This is a genomic window from Modestobacter sp. NPDC049651, from assembly GCF_040659695.1.
In the GTDB taxonomy this organism is placed as follows: Bacteria; Actinomycetota; Actinomycetes; order Mycobacteriales; family Geodermatophilaceae; genus Modestobacter.
The window spans coordinates 297,420-323,493 of sequence record NZ_JBFAOG010000001.1; the positions used below are offsets into that span (position 1 = coordinate 297,420).

The 26,074-nt window shown below is 76.2% G+C and carries 30 protein-coding genes and 1 riboswitch; of the genes, 17 read left to right on the top strand and 13 right to left on the bottom strand.

Annotation, left to right across the window (positions count from 1 at the left end):
• The first annotated feature begins 116 nt into the window (after positions 1-116).
• Positions 117-623, top strand: a complete 507-nt coding sequence (locus tag AB0J00_RS01560; protein WP_357739131.1) for an Lrp/AsnC family transcriptional regulator — start codon at positions 117-119, stop codon at positions 621-623.
• 45 nt (positions 624-668) lie between these two features.
• Here the strand turns inward: AB0J00_RS01560 and AB0J00_RS01565 are convergent, their stop codons facing one another.
• Positions 669-917 carry a DUF3253 domain-containing protein gene (locus AB0J00_RS01565; RefSeq protein ID WP_357739134.1) on the bottom strand — a complete coding sequence of 83 codons (249 nt, stop codon included), beginning with the start codon at positions 915-917 and terminating at the stop codon, positions 669-671.
• A gap of 54 nt (positions 918-971) precedes the next feature.
• Between AB0J00_RS01565 and AB0J00_RS01570 the strand changes: the two genes are divergently transcribed.
• Positions 972-1,490, top strand: a complete 519-nt coding sequence (locus AB0J00_RS01570) for a hypothetical protein (RefSeq protein WP_357739137.1) — start codon at positions 972-974, stop codon at positions 1,488-1,490.
• 46 nt (positions 1,491-1,536) lie between these two features.
• On the opposite strand, the gene AB0J00_RS01575 is transcribed toward AB0J00_RS01570, so the two are convergent.
• The 3 genes from AB0J00_RS01575 to AB0J00_RS01585 form a co-directional block, all read right to left on the bottom strand.
• A complete protein-coding gene (locus tag AB0J00_RS01575) occupies positions 1,537-2,862 on the bottom strand; it encodes a serine hydrolase domain-containing protein (protein WP_357739140.1) in 1,326 nt (441 codons plus the stop codon).
• Between the two features lie 13 nt (positions 2,863-2,875).
• Positions 2,876-3,217 (bottom strand): DUF3817 domain-containing protein, encoded by a 342-nt coding sequence (locus AB0J00_RS01580; protein WP_357739143.1) that lies wholly within the window; start codon positions 3,215-3,217, stop codon positions 2,876-2,878.
• A 126-nt stretch (positions 3,218-3,343) separates the two neighbouring features.
• Positions 3,344-4,474, bottom strand: a complete 1,131-nt coding sequence (locus tag AB0J00_RS01585; RefSeq protein ID WP_357739146.1) for a C40 family peptidase — start codon at positions 4,472-4,474, stop codon at positions 3,344-3,346.
• 16 nt (positions 4,475-4,490) lie between these two features.
• Positions 4,491-4,648, bottom strand: a riboswitch (cyclic di-AMP (ydaO/yuaA leader).
• A gap of 177 nt (positions 4,649-4,825) precedes the next feature.
• Here AB0J00_RS01585 and AB0J00_RS01590 point away from each other — a divergent pair.
• The 4 genes from AB0J00_RS01590 to AB0J00_RS01605 are packed head-to-tail and all read left to right on the top strand — an operon-like array spanning position 4,826 to position 8,271.
• Positions 4,826-5,371: a hypothetical protein gene (locus tag AB0J00_RS01590; protein WP_357739150.1), complete on the top strand. Its 546-nt coding sequence runs from the start codon at positions 4,826-4,828 to the stop codon at positions 5,369-5,371.
• Positions 5,372-5,375: 4 nt separating this feature from the next.
• A complete protein-coding gene (locus AB0J00_RS01595) occupies positions 5,376-5,831 on the top strand; it encodes a GNAT family N-acetyltransferase (protein WP_357739153.1) in 456 nt (151 codons plus the stop codon).
• Positions 5,828-7,387: an NAD(P)/FAD-dependent oxidoreductase gene (locus AB0J00_RS01600; RefSeq protein ID WP_357739155.1), complete on the top strand. Its 1,560-nt coding sequence runs from the start codon at positions 5,828-5,830 to the stop codon at positions 7,385-7,387. The genes AB0J00_RS01595 and AB0J00_RS01600 overlap by 4 nt, the downstream gene beginning before the upstream one ends.
• Before the next feature lie 47 nt (positions 7,388-7,434).
• Positions 7,435-8,271, top strand: a complete 837-nt coding sequence (locus tag AB0J00_RS01605) for a YhjD/YihY/BrkB family envelope integrity protein (RefSeq protein WP_357739158.1) — start codon at positions 7,435-7,437, stop codon at positions 8,269-8,271.
• A gap of 3 nt (positions 8,272-8,274) precedes the next feature.
• Here AB0J00_RS01605 and AB0J00_RS01610 read toward each other — a convergent pair whose 3' ends face one another.
• On the bottom strand, positions 8,275-9,126 hold the full coding sequence (locus tag AB0J00_RS01610) for a PPK2 family polyphosphate kinase (protein WP_357739161.1): 852 nt from the start codon (positions 9,124-9,126) through the stop codon (positions 8,275-8,277).
• 9 nt (positions 9,127-9,135) lie between these two features.
• On the bottom strand, positions 9,136-11,193 hold the full coding sequence (locus AB0J00_RS01615) for a UvrD-helicase domain-containing protein (RefSeq protein WP_357739164.1): 2,058 nt from the start codon (positions 11,191-11,193) through the stop codon (positions 9,136-9,138).
• A gap of 90 nt (positions 11,194-11,283) precedes the next feature.
• On the opposite strand from AB0J00_RS01615, the gene AB0J00_RS01620 reads away from it, so the two are divergent.
• The gene (locus tag AB0J00_RS01620; protein ID WP_357739167.1) at positions 11,284-12,036 is read left to right on the top strand and encodes a YsnF/AvaK domain-containing protein; all 753 of its coding nucleotides are present in this window, start codon (positions 11,284-11,286) and stop codon (positions 12,034-12,036) included.
• A 26-nt stretch (positions 12,037-12,062) separates the two neighbouring features.
• A complete protein-coding gene (locus tag AB0J00_RS01625) occupies positions 12,063-13,112 on the top strand; it encodes a nitronate monooxygenase (protein ID WP_357739170.1) in 1,050 nt (349 codons plus the stop codon).
• 15 nt (positions 13,113-13,127) lie between these two features.
• Here AB0J00_RS01625 and AB0J00_RS01630 read toward each other — a convergent pair whose 3' ends face one another.
• The gene (locus tag AB0J00_RS01630; protein WP_357739173.1) at positions 13,128-14,021 is read right to left on the bottom strand and encodes a chlorophyllase; all 894 of its coding nucleotides are present in this window, start codon (positions 14,019-14,021) and stop codon (positions 13,128-13,130) included.
• An 81-nt stretch (positions 14,022-14,102) separates the two neighbouring features.
• On the opposite strand from AB0J00_RS01630, the gene AB0J00_RS01635 reads away from it, so the two are divergent.
• The 3 genes from AB0J00_RS01635 (at position 14,103) to AB0J00_RS01645 (ending at position 16,004) form a co-directional block, all read left to right on the top strand.
• On the top strand, positions 14,103-14,714 hold the full coding sequence (locus tag AB0J00_RS01635; protein ID WP_357739176.1) for a TetR/AcrR family transcriptional regulator: 612 nt from the start codon (positions 14,103-14,105) through the stop codon (positions 14,712-14,714).
• Positions 14,711-15,589 (top strand): leucine-rich repeat domain-containing protein, encoded by an 879-nt coding sequence (locus AB0J00_RS01640; RefSeq protein WP_357739179.1) that lies wholly within the window; start codon positions 14,711-14,713, stop codon positions 15,587-15,589. The genes AB0J00_RS01635 and AB0J00_RS01640 overlap by 4 nt, the downstream gene beginning before the upstream one ends.
• Positions 15,590-15,677: 88 nt before the next feature.
• Entirely contained in the window at positions 15,678-16,004 is a 327-nt protein-coding gene (locus tag AB0J00_RS01645; RefSeq protein WP_357739181.1) for a hypothetical protein, read from the top strand.
• A 2-nt stretch (positions 16,005-16,006) separates the two neighbouring features.
• Here the strand turns inward: AB0J00_RS01645 and AB0J00_RS01650 are convergent, their stop codons facing one another.
• From AB0J00_RS01650 to AB0J00_RS01675, 6 genes are all read right to left on the bottom strand, one after another.
• Entirely contained in the window at positions 16,007-16,675 is a 669-nt protein-coding gene (locus AB0J00_RS01650) for an acVLRF1 family peptidyl-tRNA hydrolase (protein ID WP_357739184.1), read from the bottom strand.
• Entirely contained in the window at positions 16,672-17,097 is a 426-nt protein-coding gene (locus AB0J00_RS01655; protein ID WP_357739187.1) for a rhodanese-like domain-containing protein, read from the bottom strand. Before AB0J00_RS01655 ends, AB0J00_RS01650 begins: the two co-directional genes overlap by 4 nt.
• A complete protein-coding gene (locus AB0J00_RS01660; RefSeq protein WP_357739189.1) occupies positions 17,094-17,651 on the bottom strand; it encodes a cysteine dioxygenase family protein in 558 nt (185 codons plus the stop codon). The genes AB0J00_RS01655 and AB0J00_RS01660 overlap by 4 nt, the downstream gene beginning before the upstream one ends.
• Before the next feature lie 228 nt (positions 17,652-17,879).
• Positions 17,880-19,133 (bottom strand): alpha/beta fold hydrolase, encoded by a 1,254-nt coding sequence (locus AB0J00_RS01665; protein WP_357739192.1) that lies wholly within the window; start codon positions 19,131-19,133, stop codon positions 17,880-17,882.
• Positions 19,130-20,344, bottom strand: coding sequence for an MFS transporter (locus AB0J00_RS01670; RefSeq protein WP_357739195.1), 1,215 nt, complete (start codon positions 20,342-20,344; stop codon positions 19,130-19,132). Before AB0J00_RS01670 ends, AB0J00_RS01665 begins: the two co-directional genes overlap by 4 nt.
• A 169-nt stretch (positions 20,345-20,513) precedes the next feature.
• Positions 20,514-22,340: a phosphoenolpyruvate carboxykinase (GTP) gene (locus AB0J00_RS01675; RefSeq protein WP_357739198.1), complete on the bottom strand. Its 1,827-nt coding sequence runs from the start codon at positions 22,338-22,340 to the stop codon at positions 20,514-20,516.
• Between the two features lie 152 nt (positions 22,341-22,492).
• Here AB0J00_RS01675 and AB0J00_RS01680 point away from each other — a divergent pair, with 152 nt between their 5' ends.
• The 6 genes from AB0J00_RS01680 (at position 22,493) to AB0J00_RS01705 (ending at position 26,045) form a co-directional block, all read left to right on the top strand.
• Positions 22,493-23,680: an NADH:flavin oxidoreductase/NADH oxidase gene (locus AB0J00_RS01680; RefSeq protein ID WP_357739200.1), complete on the top strand. Its 1,188-nt coding sequence runs from the start codon at positions 22,493-22,495 to the stop codon at positions 23,678-23,680.
• Positions 23,681-23,771: 91 nt separating this feature from the next.
• On the top strand, positions 23,772-24,041 hold the full coding sequence (locus AB0J00_RS01685; protein WP_357739203.1) for a hypothetical protein: 270 nt from the start codon (positions 23,772-23,774) through the stop codon (positions 24,039-24,041).
• Positions 24,042-24,151: 110 nt separating this feature from the next.
• Positions 24,152-24,394, top strand: coding sequence for an acyl carrier protein (locus AB0J00_RS01690; RefSeq protein WP_357739206.1), 243 nt, complete (start codon positions 24,152-24,154; stop codon positions 24,392-24,394).
• 180 nt (positions 24,395-24,574) lie between these two features.
• On the top strand, positions 24,575-24,949 hold the full coding sequence (locus tag AB0J00_RS01695) for an FBP domain-containing protein (protein ID WP_357740121.1): 375 nt from the start codon (positions 24,575-24,577) through the stop codon (positions 24,947-24,949).
• Between the two features lie 85 nt (positions 24,950-25,034).
• Complete coding sequence (locus AB0J00_RS01700; RefSeq protein ID WP_357739209.1) at positions 25,035-25,859, top strand: class E sortase; 825 nt, start codon at positions 25,035-25,037, stop codon at positions 25,857-25,859.
• Between the two features lie 27 nt (positions 25,860-25,886).
• Positions 25,887-26,045 (top strand): hypothetical protein, encoded by a 159-nt coding sequence (locus AB0J00_RS01705; RefSeq protein WP_357739211.1) that lies wholly within the window; start codon positions 25,887-25,889, stop codon positions 26,043-26,045.
• Positions 26,046-26,074 lie beyond the last annotated feature (29 nt).

Genomic DNA, 26,074 nt, shown 5'->3' on the forward strand with positions numbered 1-26,074 from the left:
GGCACGCCGGGTCGCGGATCAATAGACCATCCGGTTGCCGATCTGCGCAACATCCCGACTTGCGATTGCGCACGATGCGAGGTAGTAGGACGTCCACACATGTCAGACTGAGCAACATGCCCGCGACCCCCGACCGGCTGGACGCGACCGACGCCCGGCTGCTGCTCGCCCTGTCGGCCGACCCGCGGGCCAGCGTGCTCTCCCTCGCCCAGCAGCTGGGGCTCGCCCGCAACACCGTGCAGGCCCGGCTGACCCGGCTGGAGTCCGGCGGCGCGCTGGACGCCTTCGAGCGCCGGGTGCTCCCGGCCGCCCTGGGCTACCGGCTGGGCGCCTACATCACCGTGCAGGTGGTGCAGCGCAGCCTCACCGAGGTCAGCGACGCGCTTGCGCTGATCCCCGAGGTGCTCGAGGTGGTCGGCCTGTCCGGCGTGGCCGACCTGCTGGTGCAGGTGGTCGCCGTCGACGCCGACGACCTCTGGCGGATCACCGAGCAGGTGCTGGCCATCCCCGGCGTGCAGCGCACCGACACCAACCTGGCGCTGCGCCGGTTCGTCGACCACCGGGTCACCCCGCTGCTGGAGCGCGCCGCGCGCAACGGCCGCGACGAGCCCGGCGAGGACTGACCCTCACCGCCCGCTCGTCACCGCCTGCCCGTCACCGCCTGCTCGTCACCGCCGTCGGCGCACCCGCACCGGCCCGCGGGCGGTCGCCACGTCGACCACCTCGCCGCGCTGGGTGACCTCCACCTCCCCGGCCGCGGCCAGCCGGCCCGCCGCGGCCCGGGCCGCCGGCATCAGCTCCCGCCACCCCGCCGGGTCGACGGCGCGGGCGGCCTCGCTGGGGCAGATCGTCGCGTCCGGCCGGCGCTGGTCGAGCAGCCGGTCGATCGCCTGCTCCAGCGCGCCGTCGACGTCCACCGGGACAGCGTGCGGCCGGTTTCGCCGCCGCCGCCACCCGGGTAGCCCGCGATCATGGCGAAGCGGACCCCCCTCGGGACCATCGGCAAGGGCAAGCGCGGCATCAGCACGTTCGGCTGGGTGCTGCGCGGAGCGGCCGCGGGGGCGGCCGGGACCACGGCGCTCAACGCCGTCACGTACCTCGACATGGCGGTGCGCGGCCGGGGCACCAGCTCGACGCCGGAGGACACGGTCGAGGCGCTGGCCGACAAGGTGCACGTCTCCATCCCCGGCGACGAGGAGAAGCGGCAGAACCGGCTGCAGGGCCTCGGCCCGATCACCGGGATCGCCGCCGGCATCGGCGTCGGGGTGCTCACCGCGCTGGCCCGCGCGGCCGGGTTCCGCTCGCAGCCGGCGGTGGGCACCGGGCTCATCACCGCCGGCGTGCTGGTCGCCGCGAACGGGCCGATGACCGCGCTGGGCATCACCGACCCGCGCACCTGGTCGCGCACCGACTGGCTCAGCGACGTCGTCCCGCACCTGGCCTACGCGGTGGTGGTCAAGACGACGATGGACGCCTTCGACCGCCCCTGACGGAGTCCCAGCGCATCGTTCCCCGAGCGCTGGGACTCCACTCCGCTCAGACCTGCCAGCCGCGGGGGTCGACGCCGCCGGGCACCGGGGCGTCGGGGTCGTAGGGCGTGCGGGTGAACACGAACGTCGCCAGGTCGAGGTGGTCCGGCGCGATCCGCAGCGTCTCCCCGGCGTAGTAGCCGTCCAGGCCGACCCAGGTGCCGTCGGGGCGAGCGGCGAAGCGGCTGGCGCGCCCCGGGCGGCCGGGCAGCGGGCCGAGGTGCAGCAGCCCACCGGCCTGCGCCCGCAGCACGTGCGGCGTCGGCCCCCAGAACCAGACGCCCAGCAGGTCCAGCGGCAGCGCCGGCTCGGACGGCGTCCACGCCTCCAGCACCCGCGGTTCGGCGGCCCGGACGTCGGCCAGCAGCCCCGGCACGAGGGCGTCGACGCCGCTGGTGCTGTTGGTGAGCATCACGCCGCCGGTGCCCTCCGCGCGGTCGACGTAGACCCCGGCGACGAAGCCCGGCATCGAGCCGCCGTGGCCGACCAGCGTCGCGCCGTCCACCCGGACCACCTGCACACCCAGCCCGTAGGCCGACCAGCCGGCGGCGGAGGAGTCCACCCCGGCCGGCACGGTCATCTCCTCGAGCGTCGCCGGCGACAGCACGTCGGCGGTGTCGCCGAGCAGGAAGGCGGCGAACCGGCCGAGGTCGGCCAGCGTCGCCCACAGCTGCCCGGCCGCGGCCATCACCCCGGCGTCGTGCTCGGGCTCGGGCAGCACGACGTCGGCCCACGGGTGCACCGCCGACCCCTGCGCCGCGCGGCCGGTGGGGCGGGGCGTCGTCCGGGTCATGCCCAGCGGGGCGAGCACCTCGTCGCGGACGACGTCCGCCCAGTCCCGCCCGCGCTGCCGGGCCACCAGCTCACCGAGCAGCCCGTAGCCGAGGTTGGAGTAGTGGAACCGGCGGGCGGCGCCGAGCACCACGTCGTCGCCGGTGAGCCGCAGGTCGGCCAGGCTCCCGCCCGGCACGCGCTCCCACCAGCCGCCCGGGCTCTCCGACGTGGCGCCGGCCAGGTGCGACAGCAGCTGGCCGACTGTGCGGTCGCCGAGCGGCGTGCCCGGCAGGTGCGCCTCCAGCGGGTCGTCCAGGCCGAGGCGGCCCTCGTCCCGCAGCCGCAGCACGGCCACCGCGGTGACCGTCTTGCTGATCGAGCCCAGCCGGTACTGGACGTCGGTGTGCGGCTCTGCGACGTCCCCGCGGCCGGCCGACCAGACCAGCGCGCCGTCCCGGACGACGCCGGCGACCAGGCTGGGCGCACGTCCGTCGCGCTGCGCCCGGGCGGTGCGGGCGAGCAGCGTGCGTGCGGTGGACGGCAGCAGCGGTTCGGTCACACCCGGACCGTAGTCAGGCGGCGGGGACCACCGCTGCGTGCGGCAGGCGGCCGGTGCGGCCGGCCCAGCGCTCGAACCAGACGGTGCAGAACGGCGGCACCGAGGCCACCAGGGCGACGAACGCGGTGGCCGGCGTCCAGCGGAGCACCCGCCAGGCGAGGAACGTGACCAGCACGTAGGCGACGAACACGCCGCCGTGCACCGGTCCGAACACCTGGACGCCGACCTCGGAGGTGCGCAGCACCCACTTGACGAACATGCCGCCGAGGAGCAGGAGCCAGGACACCGCCTCGGCGACCGCGACGACGCGGAACAGCCGGGCGACGGAGACGGGATCGGTCAGTCGGGTGGCCACGACCGGGCACAACGAGCGGCCGGGCCCGGGGTCTCCCGGGTGTGACCGACGTCCCGGCCCCGGACGCGCCGGAGCCCCGGTCACCCGAAGGTGACCGGGGCTCCGGACCGAGGACGGGGTCCTTCGTCAGCCGAGGCGGCGCATCGCGGTGATGCTGCCCATCACGTCGATGGACGCGACCTTGACGACGTCACCGGACGTCGGGGCGTGCACCATCTGGCCGTTGCCGATGTAGATGCCGATGTGGCTGACCGGCGAGTAGAAGGCGATCAGGTCGCCCGGCTGCAGGTCGGCCCGGCTGACGGCCCGGCCCAGCTTGGCCTGGCCGGCGCTGGAGTGCGGCAGCGAGATGCCGGCGGCGGCGTAGGCGTACTGCACCAGACCCGAGCAGTCGAACGAGCCCGGACCGGAGGCGGCCCACACGTACGGCTTGCCCTGCTGGGCGAGCGCGGTGCTGACGGCGACCTGGGCGGCCCCGCCGGCCGGCGCAGCAGCGGCCGGCGCCGGGGCAGCGGCGGCAGCCGGGGCGGCGGCCTTCGCGGCCTTCGCGGCCGGGGCGGCGGCAGCGCGGGCCGGAGCCGCAGCCGGAGCAGCGGCGGCCTGCGCGGCGGCAGCGGCCTGGGCCGCGGCGGCGCGCTCGCGGTCGGCGCGGTCGGCCTCGGCGACGAGCCGGTCCTTCTGCGCCTGGAAGTCGGCGATCTGCGCCTGCAGGTCCTTCTGCTTGGCGGTCACGTCGTCGAGCTGCTGCTGCGCGCTCTTCGCGGCCTCGACCGCGTCGGCCTTGGCCTGGTCGGCCTCGGCGTCGGCGTCCTGGGCGGCGCTGAGGATGCCGGTGTTGTGCTGGGCGATCGTGTCGAGCGTGCCGAGGCGGTCCATCAGCTCGTCGGCGGAACCGCTGGTCAGCATGGCCTGCAGCGAGCCCAGCTTGTTGCCGGTGTAGGCGCTGCGGGCGACCTCGCGGACCTTCTCGCGGGCGTCGGCGACGGCGGCCTCGGCTGCGTCGGCCTGCGCCGCGGTGTCCTGCTCGGCCTGCTGCGAGGCGGCGAGCTGGTCGCGGGCGGAGTTGAACTCCTCGGTGACGACCTCGAGCTCGTGGCCCTTCTGGTCGATGAGGGCCTGGGCCTCGGCCGGGGAGGACGGGGCCGCGGAGGCCGGCAGCGGCGCGACGGCCACGGCGCCGGCAGCGACGACCAGGGAGACGATCAGCCGGCGACCGGTCAGGAGTCGACGACGGGCAGGCTGGTGCGAACTCGCCATGTTCGGCGGGTGTGTCCTTTCTTCCACCTGCCGCCTACCGAGTTAGCTGACGGGTTCGGGTGGGAAGTCACCCGGCTGCAGACCCTGGAGAGGGTCCGCAGCTTCACCCCAGTGCTGCGGTGGGTCCCCGGTCCGCCGGACCCGCGAGCGCCTCCGATGAGGCGATGCGGACGCCGGCAGTTCGGCGGCGGTCCAGCCGGTCGTCACCCGGGAGGGGTGACGGAACGACCCGTCCGGACCGCGGTCGACCATAGGGGCGTTATGTGCTCGTGACAAACCCCTGCGTCGAATTTGTGGAGAAACTCCTGGCGTGTGCGTCGACACGCTCACGGTCGGTGACAGGCTCGCCGGGTGCGTGAGCTCGGGCGGCGGGAGTTCTGCCTCGTGCTGCTGCGCCGGATGGCCGACACGCGACCTGACCTGGTCGCCTCCGCGCTCCCGCGGCTGGGTGCCGACCGGGCCGCGGCGCGCGCCGCGCACGCCCGCTGGCAGGCGCTCGCTCACTCTCCGCGAGGGCCGCAGGGTGTCGCACGTCGCACCGCCGTGCTGGGCCCGCCGGAGGTGCTCGAGCGGCGTCCGTTCGGCGACCTGGAGCTCGCGGTGCACCGGTGGCCGCTGCCGCTGTGGCCGCACCTGCGGTGGGAGGTCGTGGCCGCGCCCGGCGGTGAGGTGCTGCGCGAGCAGCTGGTCCGCGCGCCCGGTTCGCCGGTGACCCCGGCCCGCCCCGGGGACCTGCGCGTGTGGGAGCACGTGGTCGAGGACGTCGCGGTGCTGCCGGGGGCGGTGGAGGTCGACCCCGGCACCGCGCCGCGCTGGGAGGTGCACCTGCCCGGCGGGGTGCGCGCCCGCTTCGTCTGGGGGCTGCTGCAGCAGGTGGACCCCGGACCGCGAGACTGAGCGGGTGCCCACCCTGCGCGCCACCACCTGGGACGACCCGGTCGTCGCGGCGCTGAGCGCCGCCCAGCAGGAGGAGGTGCGGGCCCGCTACGACGGCAAGTCGGAGCCGGGGGTGCCCCCGTCGGCCGACGACGTCGCGGTCGTGCTGGTCGCGCACGACGACGACGGGACGCCGGTCGGCTGCGGGGCGCTGCGGCCGCTGGAGCCCGGCGCGGCCGAGGTCAAGCGCATGTACGTCGTCCCCGCGGCGCGCGGCCGGGGCGTCTCCCGGCTGGTGCTGCGCGGCCTGGAGGACGAGGCGCGCCGGCGCGGGTGGGGCACGCTGCGGCTGGAGACCGGGCCGCGGCAGCCGGAGGCGATCGCGCTGTACACCTCCGCCGGGTACCGGCCGGTCGAGGCGTTCGGGCACTACGCGGGGCTCGACGACGACTCGCTGTTCTTCGCCCGGGAGCTGGTGTGACCACCCAGGCGCACTACGACGCGGTGGTCGTCGGCGGCGGCCACAACGGGCTGGTCGCGGCCGCCTACCTGGCGCGGGCCGGCTGGTCGGTGCTGGTGCTCGAGCGGCTGCCCGTGCTCGGCGGCGCCGCCGTCAGCCGGCAGGTGTTCCCCGGGGTCGACGTCCGGCTGTCGGCGTACTCCTACCTGGTCAGCCTGCTGCCCGACCGGATCGTCGCGGACCTGGCGCTGCCGGTCACGCTGGTGGACCGCGCGGTCTCCTCCTACACGCCGGTCGAGCGCGGCGGGACGGCGTCCGGGCTGCTGGTCGAGCGCGACGAGGGCCCCCCCACCGCGGCCGGGTTCCGCGCGCTGACCGGCTCGGACGCCGAGTTCGCCGGCTGGCAGCGCTTCTACGGCCGGGTCGCGACGCTCGCCGAGGACCTCGCGCCCACGCTCACCGAGCCGCTGCTGGACGCCGGGGAGCTCGCGGCCCGGCTGCGCGACGCCGAGCTGTGGCACGAGCTGCGCGAGCGCCCGCTGGCCGACGTGGTCGCCGAGCACCTCGGCGACGACGTCGTCCGCGGGATCGCGCTCACCGACGGGCTGATCGGCACCTCCGCCGACCTGCACAACGCCGGCAGCGCAGCCGGCCGCTGCTTCCTCTACCACGTGGTCGGCAACGGCACCGGCCGCTGGCGGGTGCCGGTGGGCGGCATGGGCGCGGTGAGCGGCGCGCTGGCGACCGCCGCCCGGGCGGCCGGCGCGCAGCTGGTGACCGGCGCGACGGTCACCGCGGTGGAGACCGGCGCCGACGGCGTCACGGTGCACTGGACGGACCACGACGGCGCGGTGCGCGCGGTCGACGCCGGGCACCTGGTCTGCGGCGCGGCCCCGGCCGTGCTCGACGAGCTGCTCGGCCGGGAGCCCGGGGCCCGGCCGTCGGGCTCGCAGCTGAAGCTGAACATGGTGCTCACCCGGCTGCCGCGGCTGCGGTCCGGTGACGACCCGGCGCGGGCGTTCGCCGGCACCTTCCACGTCGACGAGTCGGCCGCCCAGCTCGATGCGGCGCACGCGGCCGCGGTCGCGGGGCGGCTGCCCGAGCGGATCCCCTTCGAGCTGTACTGCCACTCGCTCACCGACCCGTCGATCGCCGGCGGCTCCGGGCTGCACACGCTGACCGCGTTCGGGCTGCACACCCCCGCGGAGCTGTTCGCCGAGGACCCGGTGGGCACCCGCGCCGAGGCGGTGCGGCGGGTGCTGCTGCAGCTGGACGCGCACCTGGCCGAGCCGCTGGCCGGCTGCCTGGCGGTCGACGCGGAGGGCCGGCCCTGCCTGCAGGCGGCCTCACCGCTGGACGTCGAGGCCTCGCTGGCGATGCCGGGCGGGCACATCTTCCACGGCGACCTGTCCTGGCCGGTGGCCGCCGAGCCGGACCAGGTGGGCACCTGGGGTGTCGGCACCCCGCACCCGCGGGTGGTCGCGGCGTCGTCCGGGGGCACCGTCCGCGGGGGCGGGGTCAGCGGCCTGGGCGGCTTCGCGGCCGCCCAGCACCTGCTGACCGGGGCACCCCGCTGACCACCACCCGAGAGGCGCGACGTGCCCGCTCCTGGTGGCATGTGCCGGTGGGGGTGCGGGCGGAGGTGCGGGGGCTGGCGGCCTCCGTGCACGCCCGCGTCCGCGGCCGGGACACCGCGCTGATCGCCGCAGGACTCACGTTCTACGCCGCGTTCGCGGTCGTGCCGGTGCTGGTGCTCTCGCTGTGGCTGGCCAGCCTGCTCGTCGGCGATGCCGCCGTCCGGGACCTCGGCGCCGACCTGGCCGACCTGCTGCCCCCCTCGCTCGGTGCACCGCTGGCGGTGCGACGGCTGGTGGACGCCGGCACCGGGATGTCCGGCTGGCAGGCCGTCCTGGCGCTGGTCCCCGTCTCGCTGTACGGCGAGGGGCTGCGCCGCGCGCTGCTGCGCTACAGCCCCGCACCGGACCGCTACACCGCCTGGCGGGGGCGGCTGCTCGCGCTGCCGCTGCTGGTCGTCGCGCCGTTCCTGCTGCTGGTGCTGCTGTACGCCGGCCGGGCCGTGCTGGCGCTGACCGACCAGGGCGGGGTCGGGCCGTGGCTCGGCGGCTTCCTCGTCGCCTACTACTCGTTGCTGGGCGTGCTGCTGCTGCCGCTGGCCTGGGGGTTCGGCGTGGTGGCCGCCGGCCGGTTGCGGCGCCGCGCCCTGCTGGTGGGCGCCTTCATCACCGCGGCCAGCCTCTCGGGCTTCCTGCAGGGCTTCACGCTCTTCCTCGACCTGCCGCTGGACCTCGGCGCCCCGTTCGGCGGCCTGACCGGGGTCGGCAGCGCGCTGGCCGTGGCGTTCTGGCTGTGGCTGCTGCAGTTCGTGGTCATCGCCGGCTGGCTGTTCACCGAGGCGGTCGACGACCGGCTCCGCCGGGGCAGCCCCGTTCCCGCCGGGTGAGCCTCAGCCGGGCAGCGGCGACTCGTCGATCAGCCGCAGCCGCTGCTCCTCCACGTCGTAGCCGGGTGCCGGCAGCGCGGGGTGCAGGTCGGTGAGCGTCTCCAGCAGCAGCCGGCCCACCGCCCAGTTGCGGTACCACTTGCGGTCGGCCGGGACGACGTACCAGGGCGCGGTGTGGCTGTCGGTGCGCTCGAGCACCGTCTCGTAGGCCTGCTGGTAGGCGGGCCACAGCTGCCGCTCGTCGATGTCGCCGGGGTTGAACTTCCACTGCTTGGTGGCGTCGTCCAGCCGGGCGAGCAGCCGCTGCTTCTGCTCCCAGGGCGAGATGTGCAGGAAGCACTTGAGCACCGTGACGCCGTCGGCGACCAGCTGGGACTCGAACCGGTTGATCTCCCGGTAGCGGCGCTCGATGGTCTCCGGCGGGGCCAGCTGCCGCACCTTGCCGATCAGCACGTCCTCGTAGTGCGAGCGGTCGAAGACGCCGAGCTGGCCGGGCCGGGGCAGCGCCCGCCGGATCCGCCAGAGGAACGAGTGCCGCAGCTCCTCCGGGGTGGGGCGGCCGAAGGCAGCCACCGCCAGCCCGTGCGGCTCGACGTACCCGGCGACGTGCTTGACGACCCCGCCCTTGCCGCTGGTGTCCATGCCCTGCAGCACCAGCAGCACCCGCCGCCGCCCGCCGGTGACGCCCTCGGCCCACAGCACCTGCTGCAGGTCCGCCAGCCGCGCCCCCTCGGCCTCCAGCGCCGCCCTGGTGGCCGCCTTGTCGCCGGGGGCGTGCGGGGTGGCCCGCGGGTCGAGGTCGGCGAGCCGGACCGGCCCGGCCGGAACGCGCAGCGCGGAGCGGAGGTCGGCCATGGCCGCAGCCTAGGGACCCACCAGCTCGGTCGGCAGGTCCTGGTGGTGCAGCACGACCAGGCTGCTCACCGCGCGGGTCAGGACGACGTAGAGCCGGTGCAGCCCGCGCGGCTCCGCGGCGGCGATCGCGGCGGGCTCGACCACCACCACGTGGTCGAACTCCAGCCCCTTGACCAGGGTCGCCGGCACGACGGCCAGCCGGGACGGCTCGGTCCCGTCGTCGGCGAGCGCGGCGGCGTCCAGCCCGGCGGCGCGCAGCAGCTCCACGACCTCGCCCACGGAGGCGTCGGCGCAGACCACGCCGGTCGACCCCTCGGCGGCAGCGAGCTCCGCCACCACGTCGGCCAGCGGCCCGGCCAGGGTCGCCACCGGCCGCAGCCGCAGCGCGCCGGCCTCGCGGCGGGCGGCGGTGGCCGGCGCCAGCCCCGGGGCGATCACCGGCAGCAGCCGGTTGGCGAACTCGAGCACCTCGCCGGGCACCCGGTAGCCGCGGGTGAGCGGGCGGACGGTGGCGTCGGGCCGGCCGAGGTCGGCCAGCGTCCGGGCCCAGCTCTCCGCCGCCCACGGGCTGGTGGCCTGGGCCAGGTCGCCCAGCACGGTGAGCGAACCGGCGGCGAGCCGGCGGGCCACCGCGCGGCACTCCATCGGGGAGAGGTCCTGGGCCTCGTCGACGACGACGTGGCCGTGGCCCTCGGTGCGCTCGAGCATCCCGGCGACCTCGTCGACCAGCACCGTGTCGGCCGCCGTCCACGGCGCGCCCTTGACCGTGCGCGGCGTCCGCTCCCAGCGCAGCAGCGCCTGCTCCTGGTCGGTGAGCACGCCGGCGGCGGCGCGGGCCAGCCGGTCGGGCTCGGTGTAGAGGGCGAACACCAGCGCGGCGGCGTCCACCGCGGGCCAGTGGGCGTCGCAGAATGCCTTCACCTCGGCGCTGCGCGCGGTGCGGCGGGTCTCGGCGTCCGTGGGGCTGCCGCCGCCGGCCTCCTTCAGCCGCCGGGCGTACTCGGCCAGGCTCATCGCCAGCCGCTCCCGGCCGGCGGTGTAGTGCACCCGCTGCTGCGGGTCGGCCGGCGCGGTGGCGGCGCGGCGCACGTCGTCGACGAAGCGCTTGAGCCGCTCGGGGGCGATCCGGTACTTCCGCCCGCTCAGCGACACCTGGATCGAGTCGGTGGGCTTGCTGATGCCGCTCCACAGCGCCCTGCGCAGCACGTCGGCCATCCGGGCGTCGCCCTTGAGGACGGCGGCCGCGGGGGTGTCCTGCGCGCGGACGGGGACCCGGGCGGTCAGGTCGCCCACCGTGGCCTGGCCGACCTGGACCTCGCCCAGCGCCGGGAGCACCTGCTCGATGTAGCGCAGGAACGCCCTGTTCGGCCCGACGACCAGCACGCCGGAGCGGGCCAGCTGGGCGCCGTGCGTGTAGAGCAGGTAGGCCGCGCGGTGCAGGCCGACCGCGGTCTTGCCGGTGCCGGGGGCGCCCTGCACGCAGATCGACTCGCCCAGCGGCGCGCGGACGATGTCGTCCTGGTCGGGCTGGATGGTGGCGACGATGTCGCGCATCGGGCCGCTGCGGGGCCGCTCGATCTCGGCGCGCAGCAGCTCCCCGGTGCCCTCCTGCCCGGCGGCGAGCAGCTCGTCCTCGTAGCTGGTGAGCTCGCCGGCGGCGAACCCGAAGCGGCGGCGGCGCTCGACGCCCTGCGGATCGGCGGCGCTGGCCTGGTAGAACGGCCGGCTCATCGGCGCCCGCCAGTCGATGACCACCGGGTCGCCGGCGGCGTCGCGGACGTGCCGGCGGCCGATGTGGAAGGTCTCGGGCGCGCCGTCGGGGCTGCCGTCGGTGCGGCCGAAGAAGGCCGGCACGCCGGGGTCGGCGGCGAGCGAGGCGAGCCGCTCGGCGCGGGCGGCGCCGAGGCGCTCGGAGGCCCAGGCGTCGACACCGGCGTCGGCGACCGCGACCGCGGCCGTGCGCATGTGCGCCAGGCAGTCGGCGGCCAGCGCCAGGTGGGCCCGCTCGGCGGCGAGCACGGGGTCGGGGGCGGAGGTGGTCTCGGGGTCGGTCAGCGCGTGAGACACGGTCGGAGGACGCTACGCGCGGCGCCGCCGCCGTTCAACCGACTTGCCCGGACGAGGTGTGGACCGGCCGCCGTCCGGCCATCCTCAGGCATGGCCACACACCCCGACCTGCCCCCGGTCATCGGAGCCGTCGCCGACTCCCGCGAAGGCGATGCCCTCGGCACCGTGACCGCCGTGTTCCTCGACGACCAGACCGCCCAGCCCACCTGGGTCGGGCTCACCGACGGACTGCACGCCGCCGCGGACGACGCCGCGGCGGCGGTGCTCGCGCCGATCACCGGCGCCGAGTTCGCCGACGGCCGGCTGCGCCTGCAGGTCCCGGCGGACGCCGTCCGCACGGCACCCCGGCTGGGGGTCGGCGACCGGCTCGGCCCGGACGACGAGCAGCTGCTGCGCCGGCACTACGCGGGCGGGGACGCGGGCACCGGCACCGGCACCGGCACCGGCACCGGCAGGGATGCCGCGATGACCCGCTCCGAGGAGCGGTTCGCGGTCTCCACCGACGTGCAGCCGTGGGCCCGGGCGGTGCTGCGGATCGAGGAGGTCACCGAGGAGGTGATGGTGCCGGTGACGGTGACCCGGCAGCGGGCCCGCATCGAGTACCTGCCGCTGCGCCCCGGCGACAGCGGCCCGGTGGAGCCCGGCACGCCCCAGCAGAGCGGCTGGGTGACGCTCTACGGCGAGGAGCCGGTGGTCACCGTCGAGCGCCGGCCGGTCGAGCGGGTGCGGCTGGCGACCGCCTGGACCACCGAGGAGCACGCCGTCTCCGGCACGCTGCGCCGCGAGGAGCTGACCCTGGAGGGCGACGACGGCACCCGCGCCGCCGCCCCGCCGACCACCTGAGCGCCGCGGCCGTGGTGGGGTGGGGCATGCCCCGGCCGCTCCCCCCGCTCGCCGTCCCCGTGGTCGCCGCACCGATGGCCGGCGGCCCCTCGACCGTGGCGCTGGCCGCCGCGGTGGGCGCCGCCGGTGGCCTGGGCTTCCTCGCCGCCGGCTACCGGACGCCCGAGCAGACGGCCGCGGACGTGGCCGAGCTGCGGGCGGCCGGCGACGCCCCGTTCGGGGTGAACCTGTTCGTCCCGGGGCCGGCCGCCGACCCCGCCGTCCTGACCGGGTACGCGGCCCGCGTCGCGGCGTGGGCCCGCCGCCACGACGCGGCGCCCGGTCCGGCCCGGTGGGACGACGACGCGATCGCCGCAAAGGTCGACCTGCTCACCGGGCTCGCCCCGGAGGTCGTCTCGTTCACCTTCGGGCTGCCGCCGGCGGGCGCGGTCGACCGGCTGCACGCCGCCGGCTCGGCGGTCTGGGTGACGGTGACGAGCCCGGACGACGCCGCCGCGGCCACCGCCGCCGGCGCGGACGCGCTGGTGGTGCAGGGCTGGGAGGCCGGCGGGCACCGGGGCGGGCTGTCCGACGAGGAGCCCGCGCGGCTGGCGCTGCTGCCGCTGCTGGCGCTGGTGCGCCGGGTCACCGACCTGCCGCTGGTCGCCGCCGGCGGGATCGCCGACGGCGCCGGCGTGGCCGCGGTGCTGGCGGCCGGCGCGTCGCTCGCTCAGCTCGGGACGGCGTTCCTGCGCTGCCCCGAGGCCGGCACGCACCCCGCGCACGCCGCGACCCTGGCCGAGCCCGGCCGGCCGACCACCGTGACGCGCGCGTTCACCGGCCGGCAGGCCCGCGCGCTGGTCAACGGGGCGAGCACCGAGCTGGGCGACGAGGCCCCGGCCGCCTACCCGGAGGTGCACTTCCTGACCGCGCCGGTCCGGGCCGCGGCGCGGGCGGCCGGCGATGCCGAGGGCATGCACCTGTGGTCCGGGCAGGCGCACGCGCTGGCCGAGCCGCTGCCGGCCGGTGAGCTGGTGCGGCGGCTGGGCGCCGGGGCGCGGGACGCGCTGGCCGCCGCGGCCCGCCGGATCGGCTGACCCCGGCCGCCGGGGTCACCTCGTCTCGATCCGGCCCGCGGCGCCGATGCCGTCGGCCAGCACGCCCGCCCAGCCGGTGTCGTCGACCCCGAGGGCGGCGCGCAGCCAGGCCGCGGTGACCCGCTGGACGACGGCGACCCGGGCGGGGTCCTCGTCGGTGGTCTCGGCGGCGCCCGGGCCGACGATGCCGCCCAGCCCGTGCTCCCCGCCGGCCAGCGTGACCAGCGCCCGGGCGCCGGGGCTGTGCACGTAGGGGTCGGTGAACCAGTCCGGCCCGCGGGTCGACAGCGCCGACCGGTCGGCGTCCCCGGCGACGACGAGGGTCGGGGTGCTCAGGCCGGAGAAGTCCGGCCGCATGAACGGCAGGTGCTCGGCGGCGAACGGGGTGAGGTCCTCGCCGGTGCCGGTGGTCGACAGCAGCACGCCGGCGGTCACCCGCGGGTCGGACAGGTCCTCGCCCGGCACGCCGTCGGCGTCCAGCACCCGGGCGCCGAGCAGCATGCCCACGGTCTGCCCGCCCCAGGAGTGCCCGGCCACGGCGATCCGGCCGCGGTCGACCCGCCCGGCCAGGCCGGGCAGCGCCGCCGTCACCGCGTCGAGGCAGTCCAGGACGGTCACGACGTCCTGCACCCGGGTCCGCCAGATGCCGGGGAACCGCGGGTCGTCGTGCCCCACGCCGAGCGTGCGGGAGTCGAGGTGGGTGGGCTGCACGACGACCAGCCCGGCGGCGGCCCAGGCGTCGGCCAGCGGGCGGTAGCCGTCCATCGACCAGCCGAAGCCGTGCGAGAGGACGACGACCGGCAGGTCGGCGCCGGTGACCGGTGCCGAGACGCGGACCTGCAGGTCGGTGCCGCGCCCGGCGGGCGGGAGCACGACCGGGGCGACGGAGACGACGGGGGTGGAGCTCATGACGGGCCTCCGGACGGAGAAACGGAACGTTGCTCCGCACACCGTACGGAACGTTGTTCCGGTTGTCGAGGAGGTGGCAGGATGGCCGCCGTGGAGACGGGGGCGGCCGGGCCGCGCCGGCGGGCGGACGCGCAGCGCAACAGCGACGCGCTGCTGGACGCCGCCGCCGCCGTCTTCGTGACCTCCGGGGTCGAGGCGCCGGTGCGCGACATCGCCGCCCGCGCCGGCGTCGGGGTCGGCACGATCTACCGGCACTTCCCCACCCGCGCCGACCTGGTGGTCGCGGTCTACCGGCACCAGGTCGACGCCTGCGCCGACGCCGGACCGGCCCTGCTCGCCGACGCACCCGGCCCGTTCGCCGCGCTGGCGCAGTGGATCGACCTGTTCGTGGACTTCCTGGTGACCAAGCACGGCCTGGCCGCCGCGATGCGCTCGGACGCCGCGGGCTTCGAGACGCTGCACGCCTGGTTCCTCGACCGGCTGGTCCCGGTCTGCGCCCAGCTCCTGGACGCCGCGGCCGCGGCCGGCGAGGTCCGCACCGACGTCGCGCCGGTGCTGCTCATGCGCGGGGTCGGCAACCTGTGCATCGGCGCCGAGCACGACCCCGGGTACGACGCGCGCCGCCTGGTGCAGCTGCTGCTGGCCGGCCTGCGCACCCGCCCGGAGGAGGTCCCGCCATCCGCCGGCTCGTGACCCTGGCCGCCGCCGTCCTGCTCGCCGGGTGCGCGCCGGCCGGCGGCGGGGACGACGGCCCGGCCCGGCCGGTGGCCGAGCTCGTCCCCGACCCGGCGCTGGCCGCCTGCGTGGCCACCGCCGCCGGGCTGCCCGACGCCTCCGCCACCGTCTCCCCCGGCGCGCTCGCCCGGATCACCCGGCTGGAGTGCGCCGGGCAGGCGCACCCGGAGGAGCCGGTGCGCTCGCTGGCCGGTCTGCAGCGGCTGACCGGGCTGACCGAGCTCGACGCGCCGCACAACGAGATCAGCGACCTCGCCCCGCTCGCCGGGCTGGCGCACCTGAGCACGCTGACGCTGACCGGCAACGCGGTCGGCGACCTGTCGCCGCTGGCCGGCCTCGAGCTGTTCGACCTGGGGCTGTCGCAGAACCCGGTCAGCGACCTCTCGCCGCTCGCCGGCACGACGACGCTGACCGCGCTGGGGGTCGCCGGCGCGCAGCTCACCGACATCGGCCCGCTGGCCGGGCACGACGGGCTGCGCACGCTGGACCTCTCCGGCAACGCGATCACCGACGTGGCGCCGCTGGCCGGGCTGCCCTCCCTCGACACGCTGCGGCTGTCGCGGAACCAGGTCGTCGACCCGGCGCCGCTGGGCACCGTCCCGACGCTGCTGGTGCTGGACGTCTTCGGCAACCGGATCAGCGACGTCCGCGGGCTCGCCGCCGCGCCGCTGCTGCAGGAGCTGCAGCTGGGCGCCAACCCCGTCACCGACCTCACGCCCCTGGTGCAGGTCCGGTCGCTGGTCGACCTGGGGCTGGACGAGACGGACACCCGCGGGGTCACCGGCATCCCGGAGCTGCGGGCCGCCGGCGTGAGCGTCAACGGGCTGGCCTGACCTCAGGACACCGGGCGGAGCGGCGGGCAGCGCGTCCAGTGACTTCCGGCCCTTGCCGTTCCCGAACCGCGCGGTGACAGTGGTCCGGGTGACCCAGGACCCGGCCTCCCGCCCCGTCACGTCCCTGGACGACCGCTCCCCGGGCGGCCCGTCCGGAGCCGCCGGCGCGCCCCTGAGCCCGGTGTTCACCACCCGGACCGACCACGCCCGCGGCGTGGTCACCGTCCGCGGCCGGCTCGACCGGCGCGGCGCCGAGCTGGTGTCCGGGCTGGTCGAGGTCCTCGTCGAGCGCGGCCACCGGACGGTCACGGTCGACCTCAGCCGGACGACCGGGGTGGATGCCGGTGCGGCAGCGGCCCTCGACGCGCTGGCCGGCCGGCTGGCCACCGGCGGCACGCGGCTCGACGTCGGCTGAGCTCAGCGGGCGGCCGCGTCCCCCGGCTCGACGATGTGCACCCGGACGGCGCGGAACTGGGCCGGGGTCTCCAGCAGCACCGCCTTGGTCGGCTCGCCGACGTCCAGCGGCGCCGTGCGGGGCAGCCCGGCGAGCGGGCGCAGCCGCGGATCTGCCAGCACCTCGTCGACCAGCCCGCGGTCCCCGCCGGTGGCCAGCGCGTCGAGCCCGGGGAGGTGCGGCAGCAGCACCCGGGCCGCGGTGTCGGCGGCCGCGCCCACCACCGCGTCGGTCTGGTTGGCCCGGCGGCGGGCGAACCGCTGCTGCGACCAGCCACCCGCCGCCGTGCGGCCCTGCACCTGCCGGGCGTCGACCTTCGACGCCTCGAGCTCGGCCCCGGCGAACACGCCGACCGCCCAGCGGCCGCGGCGCACCAGCAGCACGGCCGTGCGCCGGGGCTCCCGGGCGGCGGCGGTGAACGACGTCAGCAGCGGCGGCGCCGGCGTCCAGCCGGGCGGGGCGGTCAGCCGCACGGTGGTGCCGTCGGCGCAGGTCAGCGCCAGCGCGCCGTCGTCCGGCCGGACGTCGAACGCCCCGTGCCGGTCGGCCACGCCGTCCAGCCAGCGGCCCAGCCGCTCGGGCGCGACCCCCAGCACCCGGCCGCCACCAGGGGCAGGCCGGGGACGCGTCACCCCGCGAGGATGCCAGGGGTGGCCGGGAGCCCGGCCACCCGCCAGTCGCGGAACCCGCCGATCACGTCGGTGGCCCGGTGCAGGCCCAGCGACCGCAGCGCGTCGGCGGCGAGGCTGGAGGTGTAGCCCTCCTGGCAGAGCACGACCACGTCGACGTCGTAGCCGGTGGCCTGCGGCAGCCGGGCGTCGGACGCCGGGTCGAACCGCCACTCGAGCACGTTGCGCTCCACCAGCAGCGCGCCGGGCACCTCGCCCTCGGCGGCGCGCTGGGCGGCGGGCCGGATGTCGACCAGCACCGCGCCGGCGGCCACCCGGGCGGCGGCCTCCAGCGGGGTCACCCGCTGCAGCCGGGCGCGGGCCTCGGCGAGCAGCTCGTCGACCGTGCGGGCCCCGGCGGGGCGGGTCAGGGTCGGGGTGCTCACCAGTCGACCCCCGCCCGCTCGGTGCCGGTGCGCACCAGCCGGCCGCCGGCCACCTCGTAGGAGTTCATCCAGCGCAGGCCAGGGGTGTAGACGTGCACGCTCACCGCCGGCTCGTCATGGGGGTTGGTCACCTGGTGCACGTAGTGGTCGCCGAAGTACCGCACCCGGCCGGCGGCGAGGTCGGCGCGGGTCTCGGAGGCGGTGCCGTCGGTGCGGGTGGCGACGACGCGCTCGGTGAGCGTGCCGCCGGCGACGGCGAACGCCCCGGCGGAGGCGCCGTGGTCGTGCAGCACGGTGCCCTGGCCGGGCAACCAGGAGAGCAGCCACACCTGCGCGCCGGCGAGGTCGCCGTGCAGCTCAGGGGCGAGGACGCCGGCGGCCGCGGCCGGGTCGAGCAGGGAGGTCCACCGCTCCTCGGCCCGGTACTCGACGAGCGGGGCCCACAGGTCGGGGTGGAGGGTGAGCGCGACCGCGAGCGCGGCGGCCCGGCTGGGCAGTGCGGCCGGCGGGGTGGTCGGGGCAGCGTGGGTCGGAGCAGGGGCGAGCGAGGTCATGGGGTCGGTCTTCCAGGTGCTCGGCGCAGCTCACCCGCGGGCGGCGGGGCTGCGGAGGGGTGTCGGGGAGGAGAGGCGCTCAGCGGACCGGACACAGTGCGCTGGCGACCCGGAGCAGGTCGACGGCGCACCGGCGGTGCAGCGCGAGCGAGTACGACACGCGACGATCAGACCAGCCCGGGCATTCCCGGTCAAGTGCACCGGCTTGGTGCACTTTGCGTGTTGCGCTCAGTCGCGGAGGCGCAGCAGCCGGTCGAGGACGTCGCCGGTGCGCAGGCCGTCGTGCTCGAACTCGTTGGTCACCCAGGTGCGCACGTTGCCCACCGCGGCAGCGGTCTCCAGCGACAGCCCGGCGTCGACGTACATGTCGTCGAAGTAGACCGCGGCGTCGACCGGGACCTCGTTGGCCGCCAGCCGGGCCGGGTCGTACAGCGGGCCGAACTCCGCGACCTCGGCCAGCGCGTGCGCCGCCGGGCCGAAGGCGCGCAGCGAGGTGATCTCGTCGAACATCCAGGGGAAGACCATCTCCCCGGTGAACGGCAGCGGCCGGACGGCGGGGTCGAACTGCGGACCGCGCTCGGCCTGCGCCGCCCATCCGGGAGACCCGGGCCCGCCGGCGTAGATGCTCTCGTGCAGCGCACAGTACAGCGGGTTGTCCCAGTACGAGGTGCGCCGGGCGACCGCGTCGAGGAAGCCGTCGGACAGGCCACCGTCGTCGTCGAGCGCCTCGTCGAACAGCCAGTGCAGCTCTTCGGCGCCGGACTTCGTGCCCAGTGCGTGGCCGAGGGTCTGCAGCCGGTGCACGGTCAGCCGGTCGCCGTCGGGCAGCCGGACGTCGCCGGCCGCGAGCAGGTCGGCGACGGCGGCCACCCGCTCGACGTCCTGCGGGTAGCGGGCGTAGAGGTCGCGGGTCTTCGCGGCCACCCGGGGCCAGGTCCGCCGGTACCCCTCGCGGGCGTCGGCGGTGAGGCCGGCGAGCCCGCCGGTGACCAGGCAGCGGTCGAGCGCCGCCGGGGCCAGCGACAGGTAGGTGAGGGTCAGGAAGCCGCCGTAGCTCTGGCCCAGCGTCGTCCAGCGGCGGCCGCCGAAGACCGTCGTCCGCAGGTGCTCGGCGTCCCGGACGACCGAGTCGGCGCGGAAGGCCAGCAGGTGGTGGGCGGCGTCCACCGGATCGGGGAACCGGGCGATCGAGCGGGCGGTCACCCGCGAGCTGCGGCCGGTGCCGCGCTGGTCGAGCAGCACCACCCGGAAGTCGCGCAGCGCCCGCTCGACCCAGCCGCCGCGGGTGGGCCGCGGCGACTTGCCGCCCGGGCCGCCCTGCAGGAACAGCAGCAGCGGCAGGTCGTCGTCCCGGCGGGCCGGGGCCACCAGCTCCCGGGCGAAGACGGTGATCGTGCCGGCGTCCGGGGCGTCCCAGTGCAGCGGCACGGGCACCTCGTGCTCCCGCACCAGCGCGCCGGGGATCCCGTACCCGGCGGTCACCGGGCGAGCACCGCCAGCGGGGCGCGCTCGGCCGGGACGTGCAGGAGCCGCTGCCCCAGGCCCACGGCGACCGCGCCGATCCCGGCGGCCGCCGTCGCGACGGCGAAGCTCGCGTTCGCGCCCACCGAGTCGACGATGCGGCCGGCGAGGGAGGCGCCGAGCGCCACGCCGACGGCCAGCGCCGTGCCGATCCAGGTGAACGCCTCGGTCACGGCGGCGCGGGGCACCAGCAGCTCGGCGAGGGTGAAGGAGCTGATCAGCGACGGGGACACAGCCACCCCGGCGAGAACGACGAACGGCAGCATCAGCCAGTAGCCGTCGATGAGCATCAGCGGCACGGTGAGGAGCGTCAGCACGGCGAGGACGGCGACCAGCCGGTGCCGCAGCGGCTGCCGCCAGTGGACGGTGCCCCAGCCGATGCCCGAGGCCATCGACCCGGCGGCGAGTCCGGCGATGAGCAGCCCGGACAGCGCCTTGTGGCCGACCTCGTCGGCGAACGCGACGAGGCTGATCTCCAGCGTGCCGAGGATGGTGCCGACCGCCGCGCCGACCACGAACAGCACCCGCAGCCCGCGCACCCGCATGGCCGAGGGCCCGTTGCGGTGCTCGTGCGGCATCAGCGGCGGCTCGGTGTGCCGCTGGCCGACGAACAGCACGCTCCCCACGACCGCCAGGGCGAACGCGGTGACCACGCCGGAGGTGGTGTGCCCGGTGGTGGACAGGAAGGTCACCAGCACCGGGCCGACGATGAACACGAACTCGTCGAGCACCGACTCCATCGCCAGCGCCGCGGGCAGCCTCGGGGTGCCGCGCAGCAGGTGGGTCCAGCGCACCCGGATCATCGAGGCGACCGGCGGGATGGCCCCGCCGGCGATCGCCGCGGTGGCGAACATCGTCCAGCGCGGCCACTCCCCGCGGACCGAGGCCACGAACAGCCCGCCCGCGACCGCGAAGAGCACCACCAGCCGCAGCAGGGTGCGCCGCTGCCCGTGGGTGTCGGCGTACCGGCCGATGAGCGGCCCGGAGATGGCGGTGGTGACCGCGCCGACCGCCGCCACGGCGCCGCCCAGGCCGTAGGAGCCGGTCTGGTCCTGCACGAGCAGGACGCTGCCCAGCCCCATCATCGACAGCGGCAGGCGGCCGATGAAGGCCGCTACGACCATCGGCACGGCGTGCGGGGTCCGCAGCACGTGCAGGTAGTGGTTGGGCACGGCCGGGACTGCCTCCGTCAAGGGGGTGGATGTGCCCTCGCCACGCTAACCGAGCTCCCTGGGAGCCGCGGCCCGAACCAGGGAGGTCCCGCTCCCGACGACGCTGTCGGGGGCGGGACCTCGTCCGCGAGCGGACCCCGGGCGCCGTTGCCCGGGGTCCGTCGGGGTCTCAGGAGAGGCGGCTCTCGAGGATCGCGAGCTCGTCCCAGAGGGTGCTCGGCAGCTTGTCGCCGAACTTCTCGAACCACTCGGTGACCTGCGGGACCTCCTCGCGCCACTCCTCCGGCCGGACCGCGAGCGCGGCCTCGACCTGCTCGCGCGTCATGCCCAGGCCGGAGACGTCGAGCGCGTCCGGGGTCGGGACGTGGCCGATCGGCGTCTCCACGGCGGCCGCGGTGCCCTCGAGGCGCTCGACCACCCACTTGAGCACCCGGCTGTTCTCCCCGAAGCCCGGCCACAGGAAGCCGCCGTCGGCGTCCCGGCGGAACCAGTTGACGTAGAAGATGCGCGGCAGCTTCGAGGCGTCGTGCTGCTTGCCGGTCTCCACCCAGTGCCGGAAGTAGTCCCCGGCGTGGTAGCCGATGAACGGCAGCATCGCGAACGGGTCGCGGCGGACGACGCCCACCTGGCCGGTGGCCGCGGCAGTGGTCTCCGAGGAGAGCGTCGCGCCCATGAACACGCCGTGGTTCCAGTCCCGCGCCTCGGTGACCAGCGGGATCGTGGTCTTCCGGCGGCCGCCGAACAGGATCGCCGAGATCGGCACGCCCTGCGGGTCCTCGTACTCCGGCGCCAGGATCGGGCACTGGTCGATCGGGGTGCAGAACCGGCTGTTCGGGTGGCTGGAGGGCTCGTCGGAGTCCGGCGTCCAGTCGTGGCCCTTCCAGCTGGTCAGGTGGGCCGGCGGCTCGTCGGTCATGCCCTCCCACCAGACGTCGCCGTCGTCGGTGAGCGCGACGTTGGTGAACACCGAGTTGCCCGCCTCGATGGTGCGCATCGCGTTCGGGTTGGTGTCCCAGCCGGTGCCCGGGGCGACGCCGAACAGGCCGTACTCGGGGTTGACCGCGTAGAGCCGGCCGTCGGCACCGAAGCGCATCCAGGCGATGTCGTCGCCGAGGGTCTCGACCCGCCACCCGGGGATGGTCGGCTCGAGCATCGCCAGGTTGGTCTTGCCGCAGGCGCTGGGGAACGCGGCCGCGACGTAGTAGGTCCTCTGCTGGGGGCTGGTCAGCTTGAGGATCAGCATGTGCTCGGCGAGCCAGCCCTCGTCGCGGGCCATCACCGAGGCGATCCGCAGCGCGTAGCACTTCTTGCCCAGCAGCGCGTTGCCGCCGTAGCCCGAGCCGTAGGACCAGATCATCCGCTCCTCGGGGAAGTGGACGATGTACTTGGTCTGGCTGCACGGCCACGGGACGTCGGCCTGCCCGGGCTCGAGCGGCGCCCCGAGGGAGTGCAGCGCCGGCACGAAGGGCCGGTCCTCGCCCATCGCCTGCAGCACGCGCGAGCCGATCCGGGCCATCACGCGCATCGAGACGACGACGTACTCGGAGTCGGTCAGCTCGACGCCGAACATCGGGTTCTCGGCCTCGACCGGGCCCATGCAGAACGGGATGACGTACATCGTGCGGCCGCGCATGCAGCCGCGGTACAGCTCCGTCATCACCGCCTTCATCTCGGCGGGTTCCATCCAGTTGTTGGTCGGGCCGGCGTCGGCCTCGTCGACCGAGCAGATGAAGGTGCGGTCCTCCACCCGGGCGACGTCCGAGGGGTCCGAGGCGCACCAGAAGGAGTTGGGCTTCTTCTCCAGCCGGGTGAAGGTGCCCGCGTCCACGAGCTGCTGGGTGAGCCGCTCCCGCTCCGCCTCACTGCCGTCCACCCACACCACCCGGTCCGGCGTGGTCAGCTCCGCCATCTCCCGCACCCAGGCCAGCAGGCGGGCGTGGGTGGTGGGGGCGGTGCCATCGAGGTGGTCGAGACCAGGGGTGGCCACGGAAGTCACGGCGTCTCCGTCCTGTGGGTGGTCGGCCGAGGTTAACGGACAACGGGGAGACGTATCAGACGTCTTACCGGAATGTGAGATGTCCGACGTCCCGGGCTGTGACGTCGTGCGCCCGCGGGATGGGACGCCGGCGCGCACCGGTTGCCCCGTGCATGAGCACGCTCCCGGACGCCGACCGCCCCGCCCTCCTCCAGCCGTTCACGCTGCGCGGCACCACCTTCGCCAACCGGATGGTGGTGGCGCCCATGTGCCAGTACTGCGTCAGCGACGGCGTCGTCGGCGACTACCACCTGGCGCACCTGGGCCGGTTCGCGCTGGGCGGCTTCGGGCTGGTCGTCGTCGAGGCCACCGGCGTGACCGCCGACGGGCGGATCAGCCCCGGGGACGTCGGGCTGTGGGAGGACGACCAGATCCCCGGCCTGGCCCGGGTCGCCGCCTTCCTCGCCGAGCACGGCAGCGTCCCCGGCATCCAGCTCGGCCACGCCGGCGGCAAGGCGAGCACGCTGCGGCCGTGGGACGGCCACGGCCCGGTGACCGCGGAGAACGCGCGCCCCGGCGACGAGCCCTGGCAGACGGTGTCGCCCAGCGGCGTGCCGATGGGCGACGGCTGGCCCGAGCCGCACGTGCTGACCGTCGAGGAGATGGCCGGTGTCCGGGACGCCTTCGTCGCCGCCACCCGGCGCGCCGTGGCCGCCGGGTTCCGGCTGGTCGAGGTGCACGCCGCGCACGGCTACCTGCTCAACCAGTTCCTCTCCCCGCTGACCAACCGGCGCACCGACTCCTACGGCGGCTCGCTGGAGAACCGGATGCGCTTCCCGCTCGAGGTGGTCCGCGCGGTGCGGGCCGCGCTGCCCGAGGACGCGCCGCTCGTCGTCCGGGTGTCCGCCGTCGACGCGTCGCGCGAGGGCACCGCCCTCGACGACACGGTCGTCCTCGCCCGCGAGCTGCAGGCCGCCGGGGTGGACGCGGTGCACGTGTCCGGGGGCGGGATCGGCGCGGGCTGGGAGCACCCGATCGGCTACGGCTACCAGGTGCCCTTCGCCGCCCGGATCAAGGCCGAGGTCGGCATCCCCACCATCGCCGTGGGCCTCGTCGTGGACGCCGAGCAGGCCGACGCCGTGGTGGCCGAGGGGCAGGCCGACCTGGTCGCGTTCGCCCGCGAGGCGCAGGACGACCCGAACTTCGCGCTGCACGCCGCCCGCACGCTGACCAAGGGCTCCTACGAGACCTACCCGGTGCAGGCGGGCCCGCGGCTGGCCGCCCGGGACCGGCTGCTGGAGCGGCTCGGCCCGTGGACCGGCCCCGACCCGGTGCAGACGGAGGCGCCCGCCCAGGCCTGAGGGCCGCAGCCGGGACCGGTGCACCGGTGATCACGGGGAACCGTCCAGGGCCTGATGCGTCGTCCGGCCGCCCACGGGGCAGGGCAGGGGCATGACCGTCACCGACCCCGACGTCCCCGACCCGCTCAACGACCCCCGCACCCGGCAGGCCGACCCCGGCGCCGTCGCCGAGGGCGAGGACCTCGCCTCGACCGCCGACGACGCGACCAGCACCGGCGAGGACGAGCTCGCCGACGCCGGTGGGGGCGACGTGACCGGCGGTGCCTTCGCAACCCCCGACAACGACCCGGTCAGCGTGCTGCCGCCGACCGACGACGGGTTCGGCGAACCGGCCGAGGCGCCCACCGCCGACCGCACCTGAGCCATCCCGGGGCTGTTTCCCCGGGCCCGCGGGCGGGAACGTCGATCCCGCCCGCGCCCGGGGGCCGAGCCGAGGCCGCAGGGGCGCCGGCTGTCCGTGAGGAGCTCGCCATGGCCACCGGTGAGACCGGCTTCGCCGACGTCACGTTCGACCTCATCTCCGTCCAGTACCACTCGCTCAAGGCCGGGCACGAGTACGGCCAGTACGTCCGGGACGCCGAGAACGCCGGCCTGGACGACGTCGCGTCCTTCTTCCGCGAGGTGATGGAGCAGGACTCGCAGCGGGCCCAGCGCTGCCACGACATGCTGCGGCAGCTGTCCGGCACCGAGCACGGCGGTCCGGCCACCAGCTGACCGCCCGCTCCGGACGGCGGCCGGCCGGACACGGGTCGCCGCCGTCCGGAGCTCGTCGGTCAACTGCTCGCGCAGCGAGGCCGCCGCGATGGTGCCGCCCCGCGACATCGTCGGGTTCGACCGGGCGGGGCGGACGTGCTGGGCCGGCGCGACCCGAGGGTGGAGCTGCGCGGCCACCTGGTGCACGAGCTGCTGCCGACCGGCGGACCGGTCGGGATCGCCCTCCGCGCGGCCGGGACGCGGGTGTCCGGACGACGGACGACGACGTGCCTGCTCTGCCACGCGGTGCAACCGGCCGACGCGGTGTCGTTGTTCACCGCGCGACGCGTGGGTGAGGCGGGACGGAACGGGAACACGATCGGGACGTACGTCTGCGCGGACCTGCGGTGCGCCGGCCGGGTGCGGGAGGTGCCGGCCGCTGCTCGCCACCTGCCCGATGACCTGCAGGAACTCGCCGTGGTGGAGCAGGCGGCGGGGTTGCGCCAGCGGCTGGTCGCATTCTCCGGCGACGTGCCCGACGGGCGGCTCCGGAGCGGCGCACCCGCGGCCAGGTGATCCGGCGGGGCATCATCGTCCCGGCTCGACGAAGCCGGGCCCGCCACCGGCGGACCGCGGACGCCGACAGGCTGGAGTAGGACAGATGACCCTGAGCGGCGACACGATGCCGATCGACATGGCGGGTGCACCCGGCCCCCGCCGCACCGCCGGCCCGCCGCGGCGGACCGCCGGTGACGTCGTGCGCACCGGCGTCCGGGGCTTCGGCCAGCTGCTGGTCACCCTCGGCCTCGTGCTGCTGCTGTTCGTCGTCTACGAGCTCTACGTCACCGACTTCCTCAGCGGCCGCGAGCAGCACGCGCTCGCCGACGACCTGCGCACGTCGTGGGACGACTCCACCGTCAACGCCGCGCCCGGCACCGCCGGCGTCGCCGAGCCCGAGATCGGGGCCGGCGTGGCCTTCCTGCACATCCCGCGGCTGGGCGAGGAGTGGAACCGCGCCGTCGTCCAGGGCACCGGGCAGGAGGAGCTGGAGCAGGGGCCGGGCCACTACGTCGGCACCGCGATGCCCGGCCAGCCCGGCAACGTCGGCATCGCCGGGCACCGGGTGGGCCGCGGCTCGCCGTTCCTGGACCTGGACAAGATGCGCCCCGGCGACGCCATCGTGCTGGAGACCGCGGACGCCTGGTTCACCTACCGGGTGCTCGGCGACGCGGCCACGGGCAACTTCGACACCGACCCGAGCGGCATCCCCGGCCAGCAGATCGTGACGCCGAGCAACGTCGACGTCATCTCGCCCACGCCCGGCCAGCCCGCCGACGCGGCGGCGTCCGGCTCGTACCTGACGATCACGACCTGCCACCCGAAGTACTCGGCGCGGCAGCGGCTCGTGGTGCACGCCCGCCTCGACGGGGCACCGCTGAGCAAGGCCGACTCCCCCGACGGGCCCCCGGCCCTCGACGGCCGCTGATCCCGCCCCGAGAGTCGAGGAGACCCGATGTACACCTGGATCTGGCGGCACCTGCCGGGCAACACCGCCGTGAAGTCGTTCGAGACGCTGGTGCTCGTGCTGGCCGTCGTGGCACTGCTGTTCTTCGTCGTGTTCCCGTGGGCCGAGCCGCACCTGCCGTTCAGCGACGTGACCGTCGACCAGTAGTCCGCGAAGCACCCATCTGAGCTGCGGGA